The following is a 14,252-nucleotide window of genomic DNA, read 5'->3' on the forward strand; positions in this document are numbered from 1 at the left end:
GGTGGGTGTCGGTGTGGCGCTCGCCACTTCGGGGCGTCCGGGTCGCGGTGGGGCGGCGGGTCAGTCCCAGCCGATGGTGCCCTTGTCGGTGGCGGCGGAGTCCCAGCCGATCGTCTTGGGGGTGGCCGGGCCGGCCGCCCGCACCGAGTCCCAGCCGATGGTGCCGGGGGCCGTGGCGGCCTGGACCGAGTCCCACCCGATGGTGCCCGGGGCGGTGGTGACCGCCACGGCGGCCGCGGTGCAGGACAGCAGGGCGGTGAGGCCGGCGGCAGCGATCAGGCGAGCGGTGCGAGACATGGAATCCCCCTGGAACACGAACGGTTGCGGTCTGGCGCGCGCTGCACCGGTCCGGCCTTTCGGCCCTGGCCTGGGGTGGGGCTCCTGCCCCGCCGTCCCGGTGAACACCATCCTGCTGGCCCCGGCGGAGCCGCAGAAGGGGGAACCGATGGCACCAAAGTGACTGGCACCTTGGTGCCTCTAGGGGGTGTCTTGTGGGTCAGGCCGGATCAGGGAGCGGCTCCCCCAGCTACCGCTGGGAGGTGCCCCCAGGTGCCGTGCATCGCAAGGCCGAGGAGGGAGTCAACGCGGTGGGGGCACCTCCCAGCGGTAGCTGGGGGACGTTGGCGACCGACGAGAACGCGGCGAGGTGCGGTGCCAGGCGCCGCGAGCCCGGCCTGACCTACAAGACACCCCCTAGGGCTCCGACCTGCACGGCTTTAGGATCAGGACACGTCGGCGAGAAGTCGTCCGTCGACACCATCCAGGCCGGGGGGCACACATGCTGGAAGCATTGGGGCTGGACACGTACGTAGAGGCCGTCTACCGGGAGATGCTCGCCGATCCGACCGGCGGAGTGGCCGAATTGTGCGCACGGCTGTGCATGACCGAAACGCAGGTGCGAGAGGGGCTTGACCGGCTCGTCGACCTCGACCTGCTCACCCCGTCGCGCGACAACGCGGGCGGGCTACGGGCCGTCAGCCCGGAGGCGGGGCTGGAACAGATACTGCGCCGTCAGGAGGAGGACCTGATCCGCCGTCAGCAGGAGCTGGCGGTCAGCAAGGCGGCCGCGGCGCGCGCCGTCGCGGAGTTCGCGGGGCTGCGGCCGAACACCGAGTCAGACGGCGCCGAACGGCTCGTGGGCCTCGACGCGATCCAGTCCCGGCTGGAGGTCCTCGCCCGGGAACTCACCGTCGAATGCCTGTCGATCATGCCGGGCGGCGCCCAGTCCCAGGCCAGCCTGGACGCCTCCAGACCGCTGGACGAGGACGCGCTGAGACGCAAGGTCCAGCTGCGGTCGGTCTACCAGGACAGCGTCCGCAACGACCCGGCCACCTTGGCCTACGTGCAGTGGGAGACCGACCTCGGGGCCCAGGTCCGCACCAGCCCGGTGCTGCCGCCCCGACTGGTGATCTTCGACCGGAAGACCGCCGTGGTCCCCATCGACCCCGTGAACTCCCGGCTCGGCGCCCTGTGCACCACCGCGCCCGGCATCGTCGCCTCCCTCGTCAGCCTCTTCGAGCAGACCTGGGAACAGGCCGTACCGCTCGGCGCCGCCCGCGAGCAGGCCGCCGAGGACGGGATCACCGCGGGCGAACGGGAGCTGCTCAAGCTGCTGGCCTCCGGCCTGACCGACGAAGCCGCCGGCAAGCGGCTCGGGGTCTCCCTGCGCACCGTCCGCCGCCAGATGTCCGCGCTGATGGAGCGGCTCAACGCCACCAGCCGCTTCGAGGCCGGCCTGCGCGCCGCCCAGCGCGGCTGGCTCTGAGACCGGCCCCGAACGCCGCGGCCGCGGGTGCCTGGAGCGGGCACCCGCGGCCGTGGTCGTCCCGGAGGACCGGCTAGAAGTTCTCCGTCTCCTCCACCAGGTGGCGCAGCACGTCCGTCAGGTCCTCCCGGCGGGCGAAGGCCGTACGCTGCCGGGCCGCGCCCGATCCGTCGCGCAGCAGCCCGCCCAGGGTCTTCGCCGCGTGGTCCAGGTCGCCGGCGGCGGCCAGATCCGGGGCGACCAGGTCGAGCAGCGCCTCCGCCAGGTCGGCCGCCGGGATCTCGGCGCCCGTGTACGGGTCCAGACCGAACCCCTCCAGACCGTCGTGCGCCGCCCGCCAGCGCGCGAGACGCAGTACGTCGTCCCGTACGGGCGGATCCGGCCGCTGCTCGGCGATCGCCCGCAGGGACGAGGACACCAGGGCGCGCCCCAGCTCGGCCTGGAGGACGGCGGTGTCGATGTCCGGGGACATGTCGGGCGCCCGGATCTCGAGCGTGGGCCAGTTCCCGGAGGGCCGGAGGTCCCAGTAGACCATCTTGGTGTCCAGGGCCGCCCCGGAGCCGAGCAGGGTCTGCACGGAGCGCCGGAAGTGGGCCGTGGACGTGAAGTGCGGGGGAGGTCCCGCCGAGGGCCACCCCGACCAGGCCATCGCCCGCCAGCTGGAGTGCCCGGTGTCCCGGCCGCCCCAGAAGGGGGAATTGGCCGCCAGCGCGATCAGCGTGGGCAGCCATGGTCTGACCCGGTTGGACACGGCCACCGCCGTATCCACGTCGAGGGTGCCGATGTGGATGTGCCGGCCGCAGCTGACCAGGGTGTCCGTCAGGGCGCCGAACCGCCGGTGCTGCTCGCGCTGGCGCGGCTCGTCGTCGGTCAGGTGCAGGGGCCCCTCCACCGCCAGGACCGGCGAGGGGGAGGCCAGCAGCCGGCAGCCGTGCTCACGGGCCGCCGCGGAGACGGCACGCCGCAGGACGGCGAGCTCATGGCGGAGGGTGACCGCCGAATCCGCGACGGGAGTGGAGATCTCCACCTGGTACCGGGTCCCCTCGGCATGCAGCTGCTGCGGGAGCCCGGCGGCGGTGGCGAGGACGAGCGGTGCGGCCGGGACCACCCGCAGGGTGCGGGCGTCGACGAGCAGGAACTCCTCCTCGACCCCGACCGTGAGGGGGGCCGTGACGCCGCTCACGGTGGTGCTCGTTGTGCTGTTGCCAGGTTCGATCACTACGCCTCCCTGGACATACGAGTCTTTTCATCATGAGCTGAACAGGAGGCGTGGAGGGTACGTCGATCCGGTCAAATGTCGGGTGATAGTGGCGGGTTAGCGGTAAGACCGACCCCGCTCTGGGGCCCCGGATCCGGGTGGGGAGAGCGGTGCGCGTGAGCGGACGGGGCCGCGCGCTCGAGGACCGCCCGAGTACGCCCCGGTTACCATCCCCTGTGACTGGAACCGCCTCCCCTCCCCGGCCCGAGCGGCGCATATTCGCCGACCTGACGCCGCTGCGCAGCTCCGCCCACTACCGGCGGCTGTGGGTCGGCGGCACCATCTCCTGGATGGGCCAGGCGATGACCGCCCTGGCGATCTCGCTCCAGGTCTACGAGATCACCGGCTCCAGCTTCTCCGTCGGACTGGTCGGGCTCTTCTCGCTCGTCCCGCTCGTCGCCTTCGGCCTGTACGGCGGAGCCATCGCCGACACCGTGGACCGGCGCAAGCTCGGCCTCTACAGCCAGATCGGGCTCACCGTCCTGTCCGCCGGCCTGGCCGTCGCGGCGCTGCTCGACTACCACCGGGTCTGGCTGCTCTACACGATCGTCGCGCTCCAGGCCGTCTGCGGGGCGCTGAACGGGCCCGCCCGCTCGGCCATGATCCCGAAGCTGCTGCCGCCGGAGCAGCTGCCCGCCGCCAACGCGCTGGGCTCCGTCACCATGACCTCCGGGACGATGCTGGGCCCGGTGCTGGGCGGCCTGATCGTCGGCTGGTGGGGGTACCAGGCGGCGTACCTGATCGACGCGGTGACCTTCGTCGCCGCCCTGTACGCCATGTGGCGCCTGCCCTCGATGCTGCCGGAGGGCCGCAAGGGGCGGGCCTCGGTACTGGACGGGCTGCGCTTCCTCGGGACCCGGCCCAACATCCGGATGACCTTCTTCTCCGACATGGCCGCCATGGTGCTGGCGCACCCGAGGGCGCTGTTCCCGGCCGTCGCCGTGCTCTGGTACGGCGGCGACGCCAAGACGGTCGGCCTGCTGGTGGCCGCCCCCGCCGTGGGCGCCCTGCTGGGCGGGCTGTTCTCCGGCTGGCAGGGGCGGATCCGGCGGCACGGGCTGGCGATCCTGCTCTCCGTCGGGGCGTGGGGGCTGGCCATCGCCGTCTTCGGCCTGACCCGCAACCTCTGGCTCGGGCTGCTCTTCCTGGCCCTGGCCGGGTGCGCCGACACCATCTCGATGGTGTTCCGCAGCACGATGCTCCAGGCGGCGACGCCGGACGCCATGCGGGGACGCCTCCAGGGCGTCTTCATCGTGGTCGTCGCGGGCGGGCCCCGGCTCGGGGACTTCCTCGCCGGGACCGTCGCCGACCTGACCTCCCCGGCCGTCGCCGTCACCGGCGGGGGGCTGGCGTGCGTGCTCGTCCTGTGCGGGCTCGCCGCGCGGTGGCGCGCGTTCGCCCGCTACGACGCCCGCGCGCCCGAGGCGTAACCCGGGCCGGCGGGGGCTGCGCCCCGGACCCCGCGCCTCAAACTCCGGCGAGGCTGAAGGCCCCGGGGCTCCGCCCGGCCAGGGCTCAGGCGTTGACCGGCGCCCGCGTGCGGTCGCCGCCCTGGTCGCCGGTGTTCGGGGTGCCGGTCGGCTCGAAGAGGAGGATCGACGTCTCCTCCACCGCCTCCGGGCAGTGTTCGACCCCGCGCGGGACCACGTACAGCTCTCCGGGGCCGAGGACCACGTCCCCGTCGCGGAGGTGGATCGTGAGGGTGCCGCTGACCACGAGGAACAGCTCGTCGGTGTCCTCGTGGGTGTGCCAGATGAACTCGCCCTGGAGCTTGGCCACGTTGACGTCGTAGTCGTTGACCCGGGCGATCCGGCGCTGGGCCCACTGCTCGGTGAAGCCGGCCAGTTTCTCGGCGATGTTGACCTTCTCGGCCTTCTGAGTCTGCGTCATGGGGACAGACTCGCCGCATCCCGGCGGCCGGTCTTGTACGTTCCTGACATGCCCGCCGCCCCCCGCCCGCGCAGCACCGTCTCCGCCTGGCAGCCGCAGGTCGCCGGCATCGCCGAGGTCTTCCACGCCCGTTTCACGGAGCACGCGTACCCGGCCCACGTGCACGACACCTGGGCCCTGATGATCCTGGACGGCGGCCGGGTGGACTTCGCCCTCGAGCGGGAGCGGTACGGCACAGGGGTCTCGGAGTCCGTGATCCTGCTCCCGCCCGGGGTGGTCCACGACGGGCGGACCGTGACCGAGGCGGGCTTCCGCAAGCGGGTGCTGTACCTGGACACCTCGGTGCTGCCCGAGCCCCTGACCGGCGCCGCCGTCGACGCCCCGATCCTGTACGACGCGGCGCTGCGCGAGCGCGTGCACGGCCTGCACCAGGCCCTGCGGGATCCGGACCCCTTCGAGGCGCAGTCGCGGCTGGCCTTCGTGGGGGAGCGGCTGCGCCGGTGGCTGGAGGGGCTGGGGCCCGTGCCGTACGAGGCCCCGCGCGCGCGGGTCGCCGTACGGCTGCGCGAGCTGCTGGACGCGCGGTCGGGCGAGGGGATCACCCTGGCCGAGGCCTCGGCGGCGCTGGGCGGAGTCCACCCCACCCACCTGATCCGCAGCTTCCGGCAGGCCTACGGGCTGCCCCCGCACGCGTACCTGACGGGGCGCCGGGTGGCGCGGGCGCGGGAGCTGCTGCTGGCGGGGATGCCGGCGGCCCGTGCGGCGACGGCGGCGGGCTTCTACGACCAGGCGCACCTGACCCGGCACTTCGGGCGGTACGTCGGGATCAGCCCGGCGAGGTTCGCCCGGTCCGGCCGCGTGTGAACGGGAGTTGGCGAGTTCGTTGCCGTGCCGCTGCCGAGCCTTCCCTTTTATTTCGATCAGACATATGACAGTTCGGCAGTACATCCGCTACCTCCACTACCTCCACCCTCGCCGCCGAACACCCAGGAGGAAGGCCGACATGCGCCTTCGTACGCTCGTCACCACCGCGGTGGCCACCGCCGCGCTCTCCGGCGCTCTCGTGCCCACGGCCACCGCGGCCCCGAAGGACCGGGCCTGCTCCCCGTACCTGTCCGTCGCCGGCTTCTCCGACTCCCTCGACAAGAGCCTGCTCGACGGGAAGCTGGTCGGCGGCATATCCGGGCTCGCGCTCGACCATCGGGACGGAACCGTCGCCGCCGTCTCCGACAAGTCGGCGCTCTACCGGCTGGAGGTGGCCGGCGGGAACACCCCCACGGCCACCGCCACCGCGCGGCTGCCGCTTACCGACGGCGCCGGGAAGATCACGGACTCGGAGGGCGTGGTAGTCGACCGGGACGGGACCTACCTGATCACCGACGAGACCGCGCCCGCGATCCGCCGCTACAGCCGGACCGGCGAGGTACTGGCCACCCTCCCCGTCCCGCCCGCCTTCAGGCTCGCCCCCGAGGGCCGGGCCACGGCCAACCAGACCTTCGAGTCGCTCACCCTGCTGCCGGGCGGCCACACCCTGGTCGCGGGAGTGGAAGGCGCGCTGGCCGGCGACGGCAAGGACGCGCAGGGCCGCACCCTCCAGCGGATCCAGACCTGGGAGCGGCGCGCGAACGGGGAGTTCGTCCTCGGCAGGCAGTACGCCTACCCCGTGGACCCGGGCCACGGCCTGGTCGAGCTCGCGCCGACCCGCGACGGCCGCCTTATCGTCCTCGAGCGCGGCTTCACGCGGGAGTTCGCCATCACGGTACGGCTGTACGTCGCCGACCCCCAGGGGGCGAGCGACACCTCGAAGGTGGAGACGCTCGCCGAGGGCCGGGGCCTGCGGCTCGCCCGCAAGACGCCGATCGGGGACCTGGGCGACTGCCCGACACTGGGCGCCCCGTCGAAGCTGCCGCAGAACCATCCCCTCGTCGACAACGTCGAGGCCATGGTCGCCACCGACTACGACGGACCCGGCCGGGTGCGGCTGCTGCTGGCCAGCGACGACAACGAGTTCCCGCAGCAGATCACCCGGCTGTACACGGTGGACGTCCGGCTGCCGGCGCGCCGCTTCGGCTGACCCGCGGCGGGAGCGCCGGCCCGCCTCGGCTTGTTGCGCGGGGCCTGCCTATGCTGCCGCCATGGGTCTGGATCTCACGCTGTTCATGACGGACTGGGAGCATTTGAGGGCCATCCCCGTCGACAAGCGGATCGAGGCACTGGACGACATCTGGTCATCGGAGTTCGACGAGGAGTACCGGAGGGGCAGGTCGGCCGGCGGCTGGCTGTGGCCCGCAGATCAGGGGTCCGCATGGTGCGCCGAGTACGTCTTCTTCACCACCACCGGCGCCTATCGCCCGCACTGGCGCGCGGGTGATGGATGGGCCGACATGCGGCTCCTCCTCGACGCATCCGTGCGCGAGGCCATGGACACCTTTCTCGCCGGTCTGATCTGGGACGCGGATCCGGCCGACGACCCTGCGCTGACCGGCGGCGGAGGGTTTTTCCCGCCGACCGCCGACCCCCGGTACCCGTGTGTCCTTCTGGTGTGCCCGCCTGAGGCAGTACCAGGAAAGGCCCGCGCCTGGGCGCGGGTGGAGTCCCGCCTCGAGGAGTTGCGCGAACCGTTCGCCGCCGAGTGCGAGGGCTGGGCAGGCCGCCCGGACACCTTCGAGGACTTCACCGCGCTCCTGCGTGAATGGGGCGGCGTGACCACGGAGGCCGCCCGCCGCGGTTGGGGGCTGGTGGGTCTGCCCTAAGGAGCGACGGTCGCGTGGCCCAGCGGTTCGGGCGCGAGCTCGATGACCTCTGCGGGACCGGCGCGGAACGCCGCACAGGCGGCGTCGGATTCGACCATGTGCGGGGTGACGTCGTGCGCGGCGAGCGCCGCCTTCGACGCCCACCGCTCGACGAGGACGAAGCGGTCGGGATCGCCGCTCACCTGGTGCAGGTCGTAGCGCAGGCATCCGTCCTCGGCCCGGACGACCGGGGCGAGACGTTCGTACGCCGCGATCTGCTCAGGGCCGCGACCGGGCAGAGTGGTGATCAGGATGACGAGTTGCACGGGCTGTGACATGCGGCGGAGCGTATGCCGCCAACTCCGCCGGCGGAAGGCGCCTTTCGCTGGGTGAGATCAGTCGCGGGGGGCGACGATCCCCCGCGCCACGCCGAGGGCGACCAGGTCCTGGGGGCGGATGCGGAGCTGGTCCGCCGTGGCGGGGGCCTCCTCGGCGGGGCGCTTGAGGATGGCCGCCGCCAGTTCCGGGGCGATGACCGAGAAGTAGCTGTCCGGGGTGACCCAGGTGTTCCCGGGCGCGGCCAGTGCGAGTGCCCCGCCGGAGCCGCCCTCGCCGATCAGGAGGGTGGTCACCGGGACCGAGGCCTCCGCGAGCGCCGCGAAGGTGTCGGCGATGGCCGGACCGGCGCCCGCGTGTTCGGCCGCGGCGTCGTTGGCCGCGCCCGGGGTGTCCACCAGGGTGAGCACCGGGATCCCGAGCCGGTCCGCGAGGCGGATCACCCGGGCCGCCGTACGGTAGCCCGCCGGGCGGGTGGCGGTGCCGCACTGGGCCGCGTACGCCACCGCCCGGCCCTCGTGGAGCCCGAACCCGCACAGCATCCCGGGGTCGGCGGCCCCGGCCCGGTCCCCGCGCAGCGGCAGGCGCAGCTCGAAGTAGGCCTCCAGGTACGCCCCGGCACGCGGGCGGTCCGGGTGCCGGGCCTGCCGGACGGCGTCCCAGCCGGTCTCCGGGGGCGTTACGCGGGCCAGCGCGGCCGGGGGCGCGGGCGCCCCGGCGGGGCGGGGCGCGGCCAGCACGCGCAGCCAGTCCGCGACGGCCCGGGGGAGCTCCGGGGCGGGCACGACGGCGTCGACGTGCCCGGCGGCGTACTGCCCCTCGGCGGTGTAGGCCGCCGGATCGGCGTCCGCCGGCCGCACCCGGGACCCGGCGAAGCCGACCTGCGCCCCGGGCAGCGCCAGCACCACGTCGGCCCCCGCCCCGAGGGTGGCCCAGCCGCCGCCCGTGGTGGGATCGCGCAGCACGGCGATCTGCGGGAGCCCGGCGGCCCGGGTGAGCACGCACTGCCGGGCCACGCGCTGGAGCTGGGTCAGCGCGAGCATGCCCTCCTGCATCCGGGACCCGCCGGTGGCGATCAGGGACACCAGGGGCAGGCGGTGCTCCCGGGCATGGCGGTACGCGGCCTCGAGCCGGTCTCCGGTGCGGTGGCCGAGGGACCCGCCGAGGAAGCCGAACTCGAAGGAGATCACGGTGGCTTCGTGGCCGCCGATCAGGGCGGTGCCGGTGACGACGGACTCCTGCTCACCGGTACGGGCCGTGGCGCGGGCGCGGGAGGCGTCGTAGCCGGTCCAGCCGATGGGGCCGTCGTCGGGGGACTCCGCGCGGGGCGCGGGGAGCTCGGCGAAGCTGTCGGGGTCGGTGAGGGCGGCGATGGCGGCACGGGCCGAGAGACGGGTCGTCACGCCGCCACCCTAGGCGGCGCCGCCGGATGCGCGGCCCCTTTTCCCAGCCCGCGCCCGCTATCTCCCCCCGAGCCCCGCCTCCCTGTCTGCGGGGCGGTGGGGCGGCGGCCCCTGGGCGGTCTCAGGGAGGGTATGGGGGTTTCCCGTCAGTCTCATCGTCCTTCCGCGTCGGGCCGGCCTGTCAAGGGCGCTCACTTCGTTCGCGTCGCTTCGCGATGGCCTTCGGCCACCCTTGACAGACCGTCCCGCCCCGAAAAAACGAAGACTGCCGGGAAACCCCCAAAAGAACGGCACGGTCCAAGGCCAAGGGACGGGTCCGTCACAGCCCAGTCGAGGGGCCGGGCCTCGGCACGCCGGGCATCCGGGCATGCACATCCCTGCCCCAGGGCCGGGGGCCCGGGCGCGACAGATCGCGACGCGCTCCTCATGTCTCGGCGTCCGACGACCGCCTTGGGCTGATACCCGCACCAAATGGTGATGAGGGTGGTGTGGGGAGCGTCTGGGCGCATCAGATCGCTACGCGCTCCTGTGGTCTCGGCGTCCGGCGGGCGTCTGGGGCTGGTCTGAGCCGCCCACGATCGCTACATGGTCCCTCGAGGAAGCGTCTGCGGCCCGTTCGCGAGCCGCATTACGTCGTGCGGGGGTGCACCGGGCCACGGGTGTGCGGCGGCCGCCTTGCGGTAGCCCCATGCCCGGTACGCGGTCAGGGCCGCTTTGCTGTCCGGGCGGACGTTGAGCAGGACCCGCTCGGCTTCGATTCTGATCCGGACGGACTGGCGCATCCAGACCTCTCAAACGGTCTCGCGAATCCGCGCGACGCAGTCTCAGCGCGTTGACGCGTTGAATTCGGTGATGTGGCGGGGGAGGTCGATGAGGCTGTCGATCCTGAAGGTCGGCAGCGACTTGGCCTCCTCCGTGTCCCACTGGACGGTGGCCCAGGGGCCGCGCCGGATCAGCGCACTGCACATGCCTGCGGCCACGGCGGGCCGCAGGTCGTTGTCGACGCGGTCGCCGACGTAGAGGATCTCGTCCGGCGCGAACGGAACAGCCTTGGCGACGCGGACGAAGAACTCGGGATCGGGCTTGCTCGCCCCCCAGTCGTCCGAGGTGCCGATCAGATCGACGTCCGTGGCGAAGAGCTCGTGGAGGATCTTGCCGGCGCGGACCGTCTGATTGCCGGCGACGCCCAGCCACAGCCCTTCGGCGCGCAGTCGCGCGAGCGCGGGACGCACATCCGCGTACAGGTCTTCCTCGTCGAAGTGCTCGGGCTGCCCGGCGGCGGCCCGGGCCTCGCGCTGCTCGTACAGGTCGAAGCCGGGCTGGAAGGCCTGGAAGGTATCGCGGTAGTCACGGCCCTGTGTGATGACGGCCCCGAACATCGCGGCGAAGGTATGACGCGGCACACCCAGCCAGTCGGCCCATGTGCCGTACTCCCGCGTTTCGTCCACCAGGCACTCGCCGACATCGAAAACCACAGCGCGAATCGTCATACGGGGAGCCTAGCCAGGGGGTCCGTGAACTCGACTGGCAGAACTGCGGATTGCCGACTTCACGCAGCTCCGAACTGCCTACCGGTATCCGGAGGCCCTTCTGGTCGTCATGCCGGTGCGGATATCAGCCCAAGGCGGTCGTTGGACGCCGAGGTATGAGGAGCGCGTAGCGATCTGATGCGCCTCCGCGCTGCCCGCCTCACCCTGGTCACCATCTGGTGCGGGTATCAGCCCAAGGCGGTCGTCGGACGCCGAGACATGAGGAGCGCGTAGCGATCTGTCGCGCCCGGGCCCCTGGCGCTGGGCTCTCCTTGAACGGGCCCGGATGCCCGGCGTGGCAAGGCCCGGCCCCTCGGCTCATCGCTGACGGGGCCGCTCCTCTGGCCTTGGACCGTGCCGTTCTTTTGGGGGTTTCCCGGCAGTCTTCGTTTTTTCGGGGCGGGACGGTCTGTCAAGGGTGGCCGAAGGCCATCGCGAAGCGACGCGACGAAGGAGCGCCCTTGACAGGCCGGCCCGACGCGGAAGGACGATGAGACTGACGGGAAACCCCCATACCCTCCCTGAGGCCGCCCAGGGGAAGCCGCCCCACCGCCCAGCCCCGCCCCCTCGAGGGGGCGAAAGCAACCCCCTACAGCGCCGACTCCCACGTCACCGTCGTTCCCCCGGTGCCCGCATCCGTGCGGCCGTCGTCGGAGATGGTGAGGCGGACGCGGGAGGGGGTGGCGTCGACCTCGACCTCGATCGCGGTGACCCCGCTGCGGCGGTGGGCGGCGGCCAGGGCGCTTCGTAGGGTTGCCAGTAGTGCCGCCGTGACCGCGTCCGGGAGCAGCGCGTCCACCGCGCCCGCGAAGTGCACCGACGGCTGGAAGCCGAACAGCACCGCCGCTCCGCCCGTCTCGCGGAGCACCCGCCCCCGGAAGGTCGTCGGGGCGTCGGTCGGCGGCTGCTGGAGGGCGAAGATGGCCGTGCGGACCTCCTGGATGGTGGAGTCCAGCTCGTCCACGGCCCGGCCCAGCTCGTCGCCGACCGTGTCCCCGGCCGGGGCGTTCGAGGAGCGCCGCCTCGTGCTCTCCAGCATCATCTCCGTCGCGAACAGCCGTTGTACGACGAGATCGTGCAGGTCGCGGGCGATGCGGTCGCGGTCCTCGTAGACGGCCAGCTGTTCCCGGTCGTGCTGCGCGTCGGCCAGGACCAGCGCCAGCGCCGCCTGCGAGGCGAACTGCGAGGCCAGCAGCCGGTCCACCGCGTCGTACGGCGGCCCGCCCCGGGCCCGCGGCAGGGCGAGGGTGCCGATCAGCTGGCCGCCGCTCTGCAGCGGCAGCATCATGCTCGGCCCGAACCGCTCCCGCACGTGCGTGGTCATCCGGGGATCGGTCGCGGAGTCTTCTATGAAGACGGGTTCCCCGCCGAGGAGTTGCTCCAGCACCGGCGAGCCGGGGGCGATGGCGGTGCCGACCAGGTCGCCGGGGTCCCCGTGGGTGGAGGCGGCCACGATCTCCATGCCGCCCTCCGGGGTGGGCTGGAGCACCACGCCCGCCGCCGCGTCCGCGAGCAGCCGGGCCCGTTCGGCCACGCACATCAGGGCGTCCGCCGCCGGACGCCCCGCCAGCAGGGCGGTGGTCACGGCGGCCGCGCCCTCGATCCAGCGCTCCCGGCGGCGCGCGGTCTCGTACAGGCGGGCGTTGCCGATCGCTATGCCGGCCTGCGAGGCCAGGACGCGCATCAGCGCGAGGTCCTCGTCCGTGAAGGGCCCGCCGCCCTGCTTCTCGGTGAGGTAGAGGTTGCCGAAGACCTCGGTGTGCACCCGGATCGGCACGCCCAGGAAGCTGCGCATGGGCGGGTGGCCGGGCGGGAAGCCGGCCGAGCGGGGGTCCTTCGTCAGGTCGTCCAGCAGCAGCGGCCGGGGGTCGCCGATCAGCGCGCCGAGCAGGCCGGCGCGGCCGTCCGGCAGCCGGGGGATCGCGGCCCGTTCGGCCTCGGTCATGCCGGAGGTGAACAGCCGGGTCAGCCGGAGGCGCTCGGGGTCGACGACCCCGAGCGCTCCGTACCGGGCCCCGCACAGCTCGGTGGCGGAGTCCACGACGTGCTGGAGGGTGGTGTGCAGCTCCAGTTCGGAGCCGACGCTGAGGACCGCCTCCAGCAGTACGGGAAGGCTCGACGGCCCGCCGGCCGGGTGGGGGGCGGGCCGGTCCGGCGTCATTCGGCCAGCGGGTTGAGGACCATGGGGGCGATCTTCCCTTCGAGCATCGCGCCGAGACCCAGGACGGCGCACACGTCGGGCCGTTCCGCGATGGCGACGGGCATTCCGGTGGAGTCGCGCAGCATCTGGTCCAGGCCCGGCAGCAGGGCGCTGCCTCCCACCATCATGATCCCCCGGTCCGTCAGGTCCGCGACCAGGTCGGGCGGGCAGTCGCGCAGGACCTTGCCGATGCCGTCGAGGACGGCCGTCAGCGGGGTGTGGATGGCGTCCCGTACGGCCGCGGTGTCCACGTGGACGGAACGGGCGAGTCCGGTGGCCACGTCGCGGCCGTGGATCAGGGTGGAGGCCGGGCCTTCGGCGGTGATGCCGTTGCCGTGGAGGGCCAGCTGGAGGGGGCGTACGGCCTGGCTCGGCAGCATCAGCTCGTGCGCGTGCCGCAGGTGCTGGACCACCGCGTGGTCGATGGCCTCGCCGCCGACGGGGATCCGCTCGGCGGTGACGATCGAGCCGAGGGAGAGGACGGCCACCTGGGTGGCGGCCGCCCCGCACACCATGATCATCGTCGCGGTCGGCTGCTCCACGGGCAGGCCGCAGCCGACGGCCGCCGCGATCAGGGTGTCGACCAGCTCGACGCGCCGGGCGCCGAGCCCGACCATGGTCTCCACGGCGGCCCGCTGGGCGAGCGGATCGGCGTCGTGCGGGGTGCAGGCGGCCGCGCGCAGCCGGGGCTTGCGGCGCAGGGCGCGGCGCAGCTTCTCGCCGAGCAGGTGGCGCAGCATGCGCTGGGCCATCTCGATGTCGACGACGGTGCCGCCGGAGACGGGGCGCACGACGCGGATGTAGTCGGGTGTGCGGCCGGTCATCCGTTCGGCGAAGGTGCCGACGGCGATGAGCGCGCCGGTGCGGGTGTTGACGGCGGCGACGCTGGGCTCGTCGACGACCAGTCCGGCGCCCTTGACGTAGACGCGGGTCCTCGCGGCTCCCAGGTCGACGGCGACGTGGCAGCGGCGCAACTGCTCAAGACTGACGGTCACGGCAGATCCTCCCGAGAGCGCTGACGCAGGATGAGACCGGCAGGCTGCCGATCGCATTTCACATCCTCTCGGATAAATAGGACATATGGCCCGTTGGAATGCTCCGGGCGGGGCGTGTCGTACGGGTGAGAAGTGCTGCACGGG

13 protein-coding genes are annotated in these 14,252 nt (G+C 73.0%); 5 read left to right on the forward strand and 8 right to left on the reverse strand.

Annotated features, from left to right (window positions below):
- Window positions 1–60: 60 nt before the first annotated feature.
- The gene (locus tag OOK34_RS18680) at window positions 61–297 is read right to left on the reverse strand and encodes a hypothetical protein (RefSeq protein WP_267034992.1); all 237 of its coding nucleotides are present in this window, start codon (window positions 295–297) and stop codon (window positions 61–63) included.
- A gap of 481 nt (window positions 298–778) precedes the next feature.
- On the opposite strand from OOK34_RS18680, the gene OOK34_RS18685 reads away from it, so the two are divergent.
- Window positions 779–1,765: a helix-turn-helix transcriptional regulator gene (locus OOK34_RS18685; RefSeq protein WP_267034993.1), complete on the forward strand. Its 987-nt coding sequence runs from the start codon at window positions 779–781 to the stop codon at window positions 1,763–1,765.
- A 73-nt stretch (window positions 1,766–1,838) separates the two neighbouring features.
- Here OOK34_RS18685 and OOK34_RS18690 read toward each other — a convergent pair whose 3' ends face one another.
- Window positions 1,839–2,948 carry a glutamate--cysteine ligase gene (locus OOK34_RS18690; protein WP_267034994.1) on the reverse strand — a complete coding sequence of 370 codons (1,110 nt, stop codon included), beginning with the start codon at window positions 2,946–2,948 and terminating at the stop codon, window positions 1,839–1,841.
- Between the two features lie 251 nt (window positions 2,949–3,199).
- On the opposite strand from OOK34_RS18690, the gene OOK34_RS18695 reads away from it, so the two are divergent.
- Entirely contained in the window at window positions 3,200–4,453 is a 1,254-nt protein-coding gene (locus OOK34_RS18695; RefSeq protein ID WP_267034995.1) for an MFS transporter, read from the forward strand.
- An 85-nt stretch (window positions 4,454–4,538) separates the two neighbouring features.
- On the opposite strand, the gene OOK34_RS18700 is transcribed toward OOK34_RS18695, so the two are convergent.
- Entirely contained in the window at window positions 4,539–4,913 is a 375-nt protein-coding gene (locus OOK34_RS18700; protein ID WP_267034996.1) for a cupin domain-containing protein, read from the reverse strand.
- Window positions 4,914–4,961: 48 nt separating this feature from the next.
- Here OOK34_RS18700 and OOK34_RS18705 point away from each other — a divergent pair, with 48 nt between their 5' ends.
- From OOK34_RS18705 to OOK34_RS18715, 3 genes are all read left to right on the forward strand, one after another.
- A complete protein-coding gene (locus OOK34_RS18705; RefSeq protein WP_267034997.1) occupies window positions 4,962–5,777 on the forward strand; it encodes an AraC family transcriptional regulator in 816 nt (271 codons plus the stop codon).
- Window positions 5,778–5,916: 139 nt separating this feature from the next.
- Complete coding sequence (locus tag OOK34_RS18710) at window positions 5,917–6,987, forward strand: esterase-like activity of phytase family protein (protein ID WP_267034998.1); 1,071 nt, start codon at window positions 5,917–5,919, stop codon at window positions 6,985–6,987.
- 61 nt (window positions 6,988–7,048) lie between these two features.
- Window positions 7,049–7,666 carry a hypothetical protein gene (locus OOK34_RS18715; RefSeq protein ID WP_267034999.1) on the forward strand — a complete coding sequence of 206 codons (618 nt, stop codon included), beginning with the start codon at window positions 7,049–7,051 and terminating at the stop codon, window positions 7,664–7,666.
- Here OOK34_RS18715 and OOK34_RS18720 read toward each other — a convergent pair.
- The 5 genes from OOK34_RS18720 to OOK34_RS18740 all read right to left on the reverse strand — a co-directional run bounded on the left by OOK34_RS18720 (window position 7,663) and on the right by OOK34_RS18740 (window position 14,108).
- Window positions 7,663–7,983: a putative quinol monooxygenase gene (locus OOK34_RS18720; RefSeq protein WP_267035000.1), complete on the reverse strand. Its 321-nt coding sequence runs from the start codon at window positions 7,981–7,983 to the stop codon at window positions 7,663–7,665. The genes OOK34_RS18715 and OOK34_RS18720 overlap by 4 nt on opposite strands.
- A 57-nt stretch (window positions 7,984–8,040) precedes the next feature.
- Complete coding sequence (locus OOK34_RS18725) at window positions 8,041–9,384, reverse strand: carboxyl transferase domain-containing protein (RefSeq protein WP_267035001.1); 1,344 nt, start codon at window positions 9,382–9,384, stop codon at window positions 8,041–8,043.
- An 824-nt stretch (window positions 9,385–10,208) separates the two neighbouring features.
- Window positions 10,209–10,874 carry an HAD family hydrolase gene (locus OOK34_RS18730; protein ID WP_267035002.1) on the reverse strand — a complete coding sequence of 222 codons (666 nt, stop codon included), beginning with the start codon at window positions 10,872–10,874 and terminating at the stop codon, window positions 10,209–10,211.
- 628 nt (window positions 10,875–11,502) lie between these two features.
- On the reverse strand, window positions 11,503–13,074 hold the full coding sequence (locus OOK34_RS18735; RefSeq protein ID WP_267035003.1) for a GAF domain-containing protein: 1,572 nt from the start codon (window positions 13,072–13,074) through the stop codon (window positions 11,503–11,505).
- Window positions 13,071–14,108: a rod shape-determining protein gene (locus tag OOK34_RS18740; protein WP_267035004.1), complete on the reverse strand. Its 1,038-nt coding sequence runs from the start codon at window positions 14,106–14,108 to the stop codon at window positions 13,071–13,073. The genes OOK34_RS18735 and OOK34_RS18740 overlap by 4 nt, the downstream gene beginning before the upstream one ends.
- Between the last annotated feature and the right edge of the window lie 144 nt (window positions 14,109–14,252).

It is taken from the genome of Streptomyces sp. NBC_00091, from assembly GCF_026343185.1.
Lineage (GTDB): Bacteria > Actinomycetota > Actinomycetes > Streptomycetales > Streptomycetaceae > Streptomyces.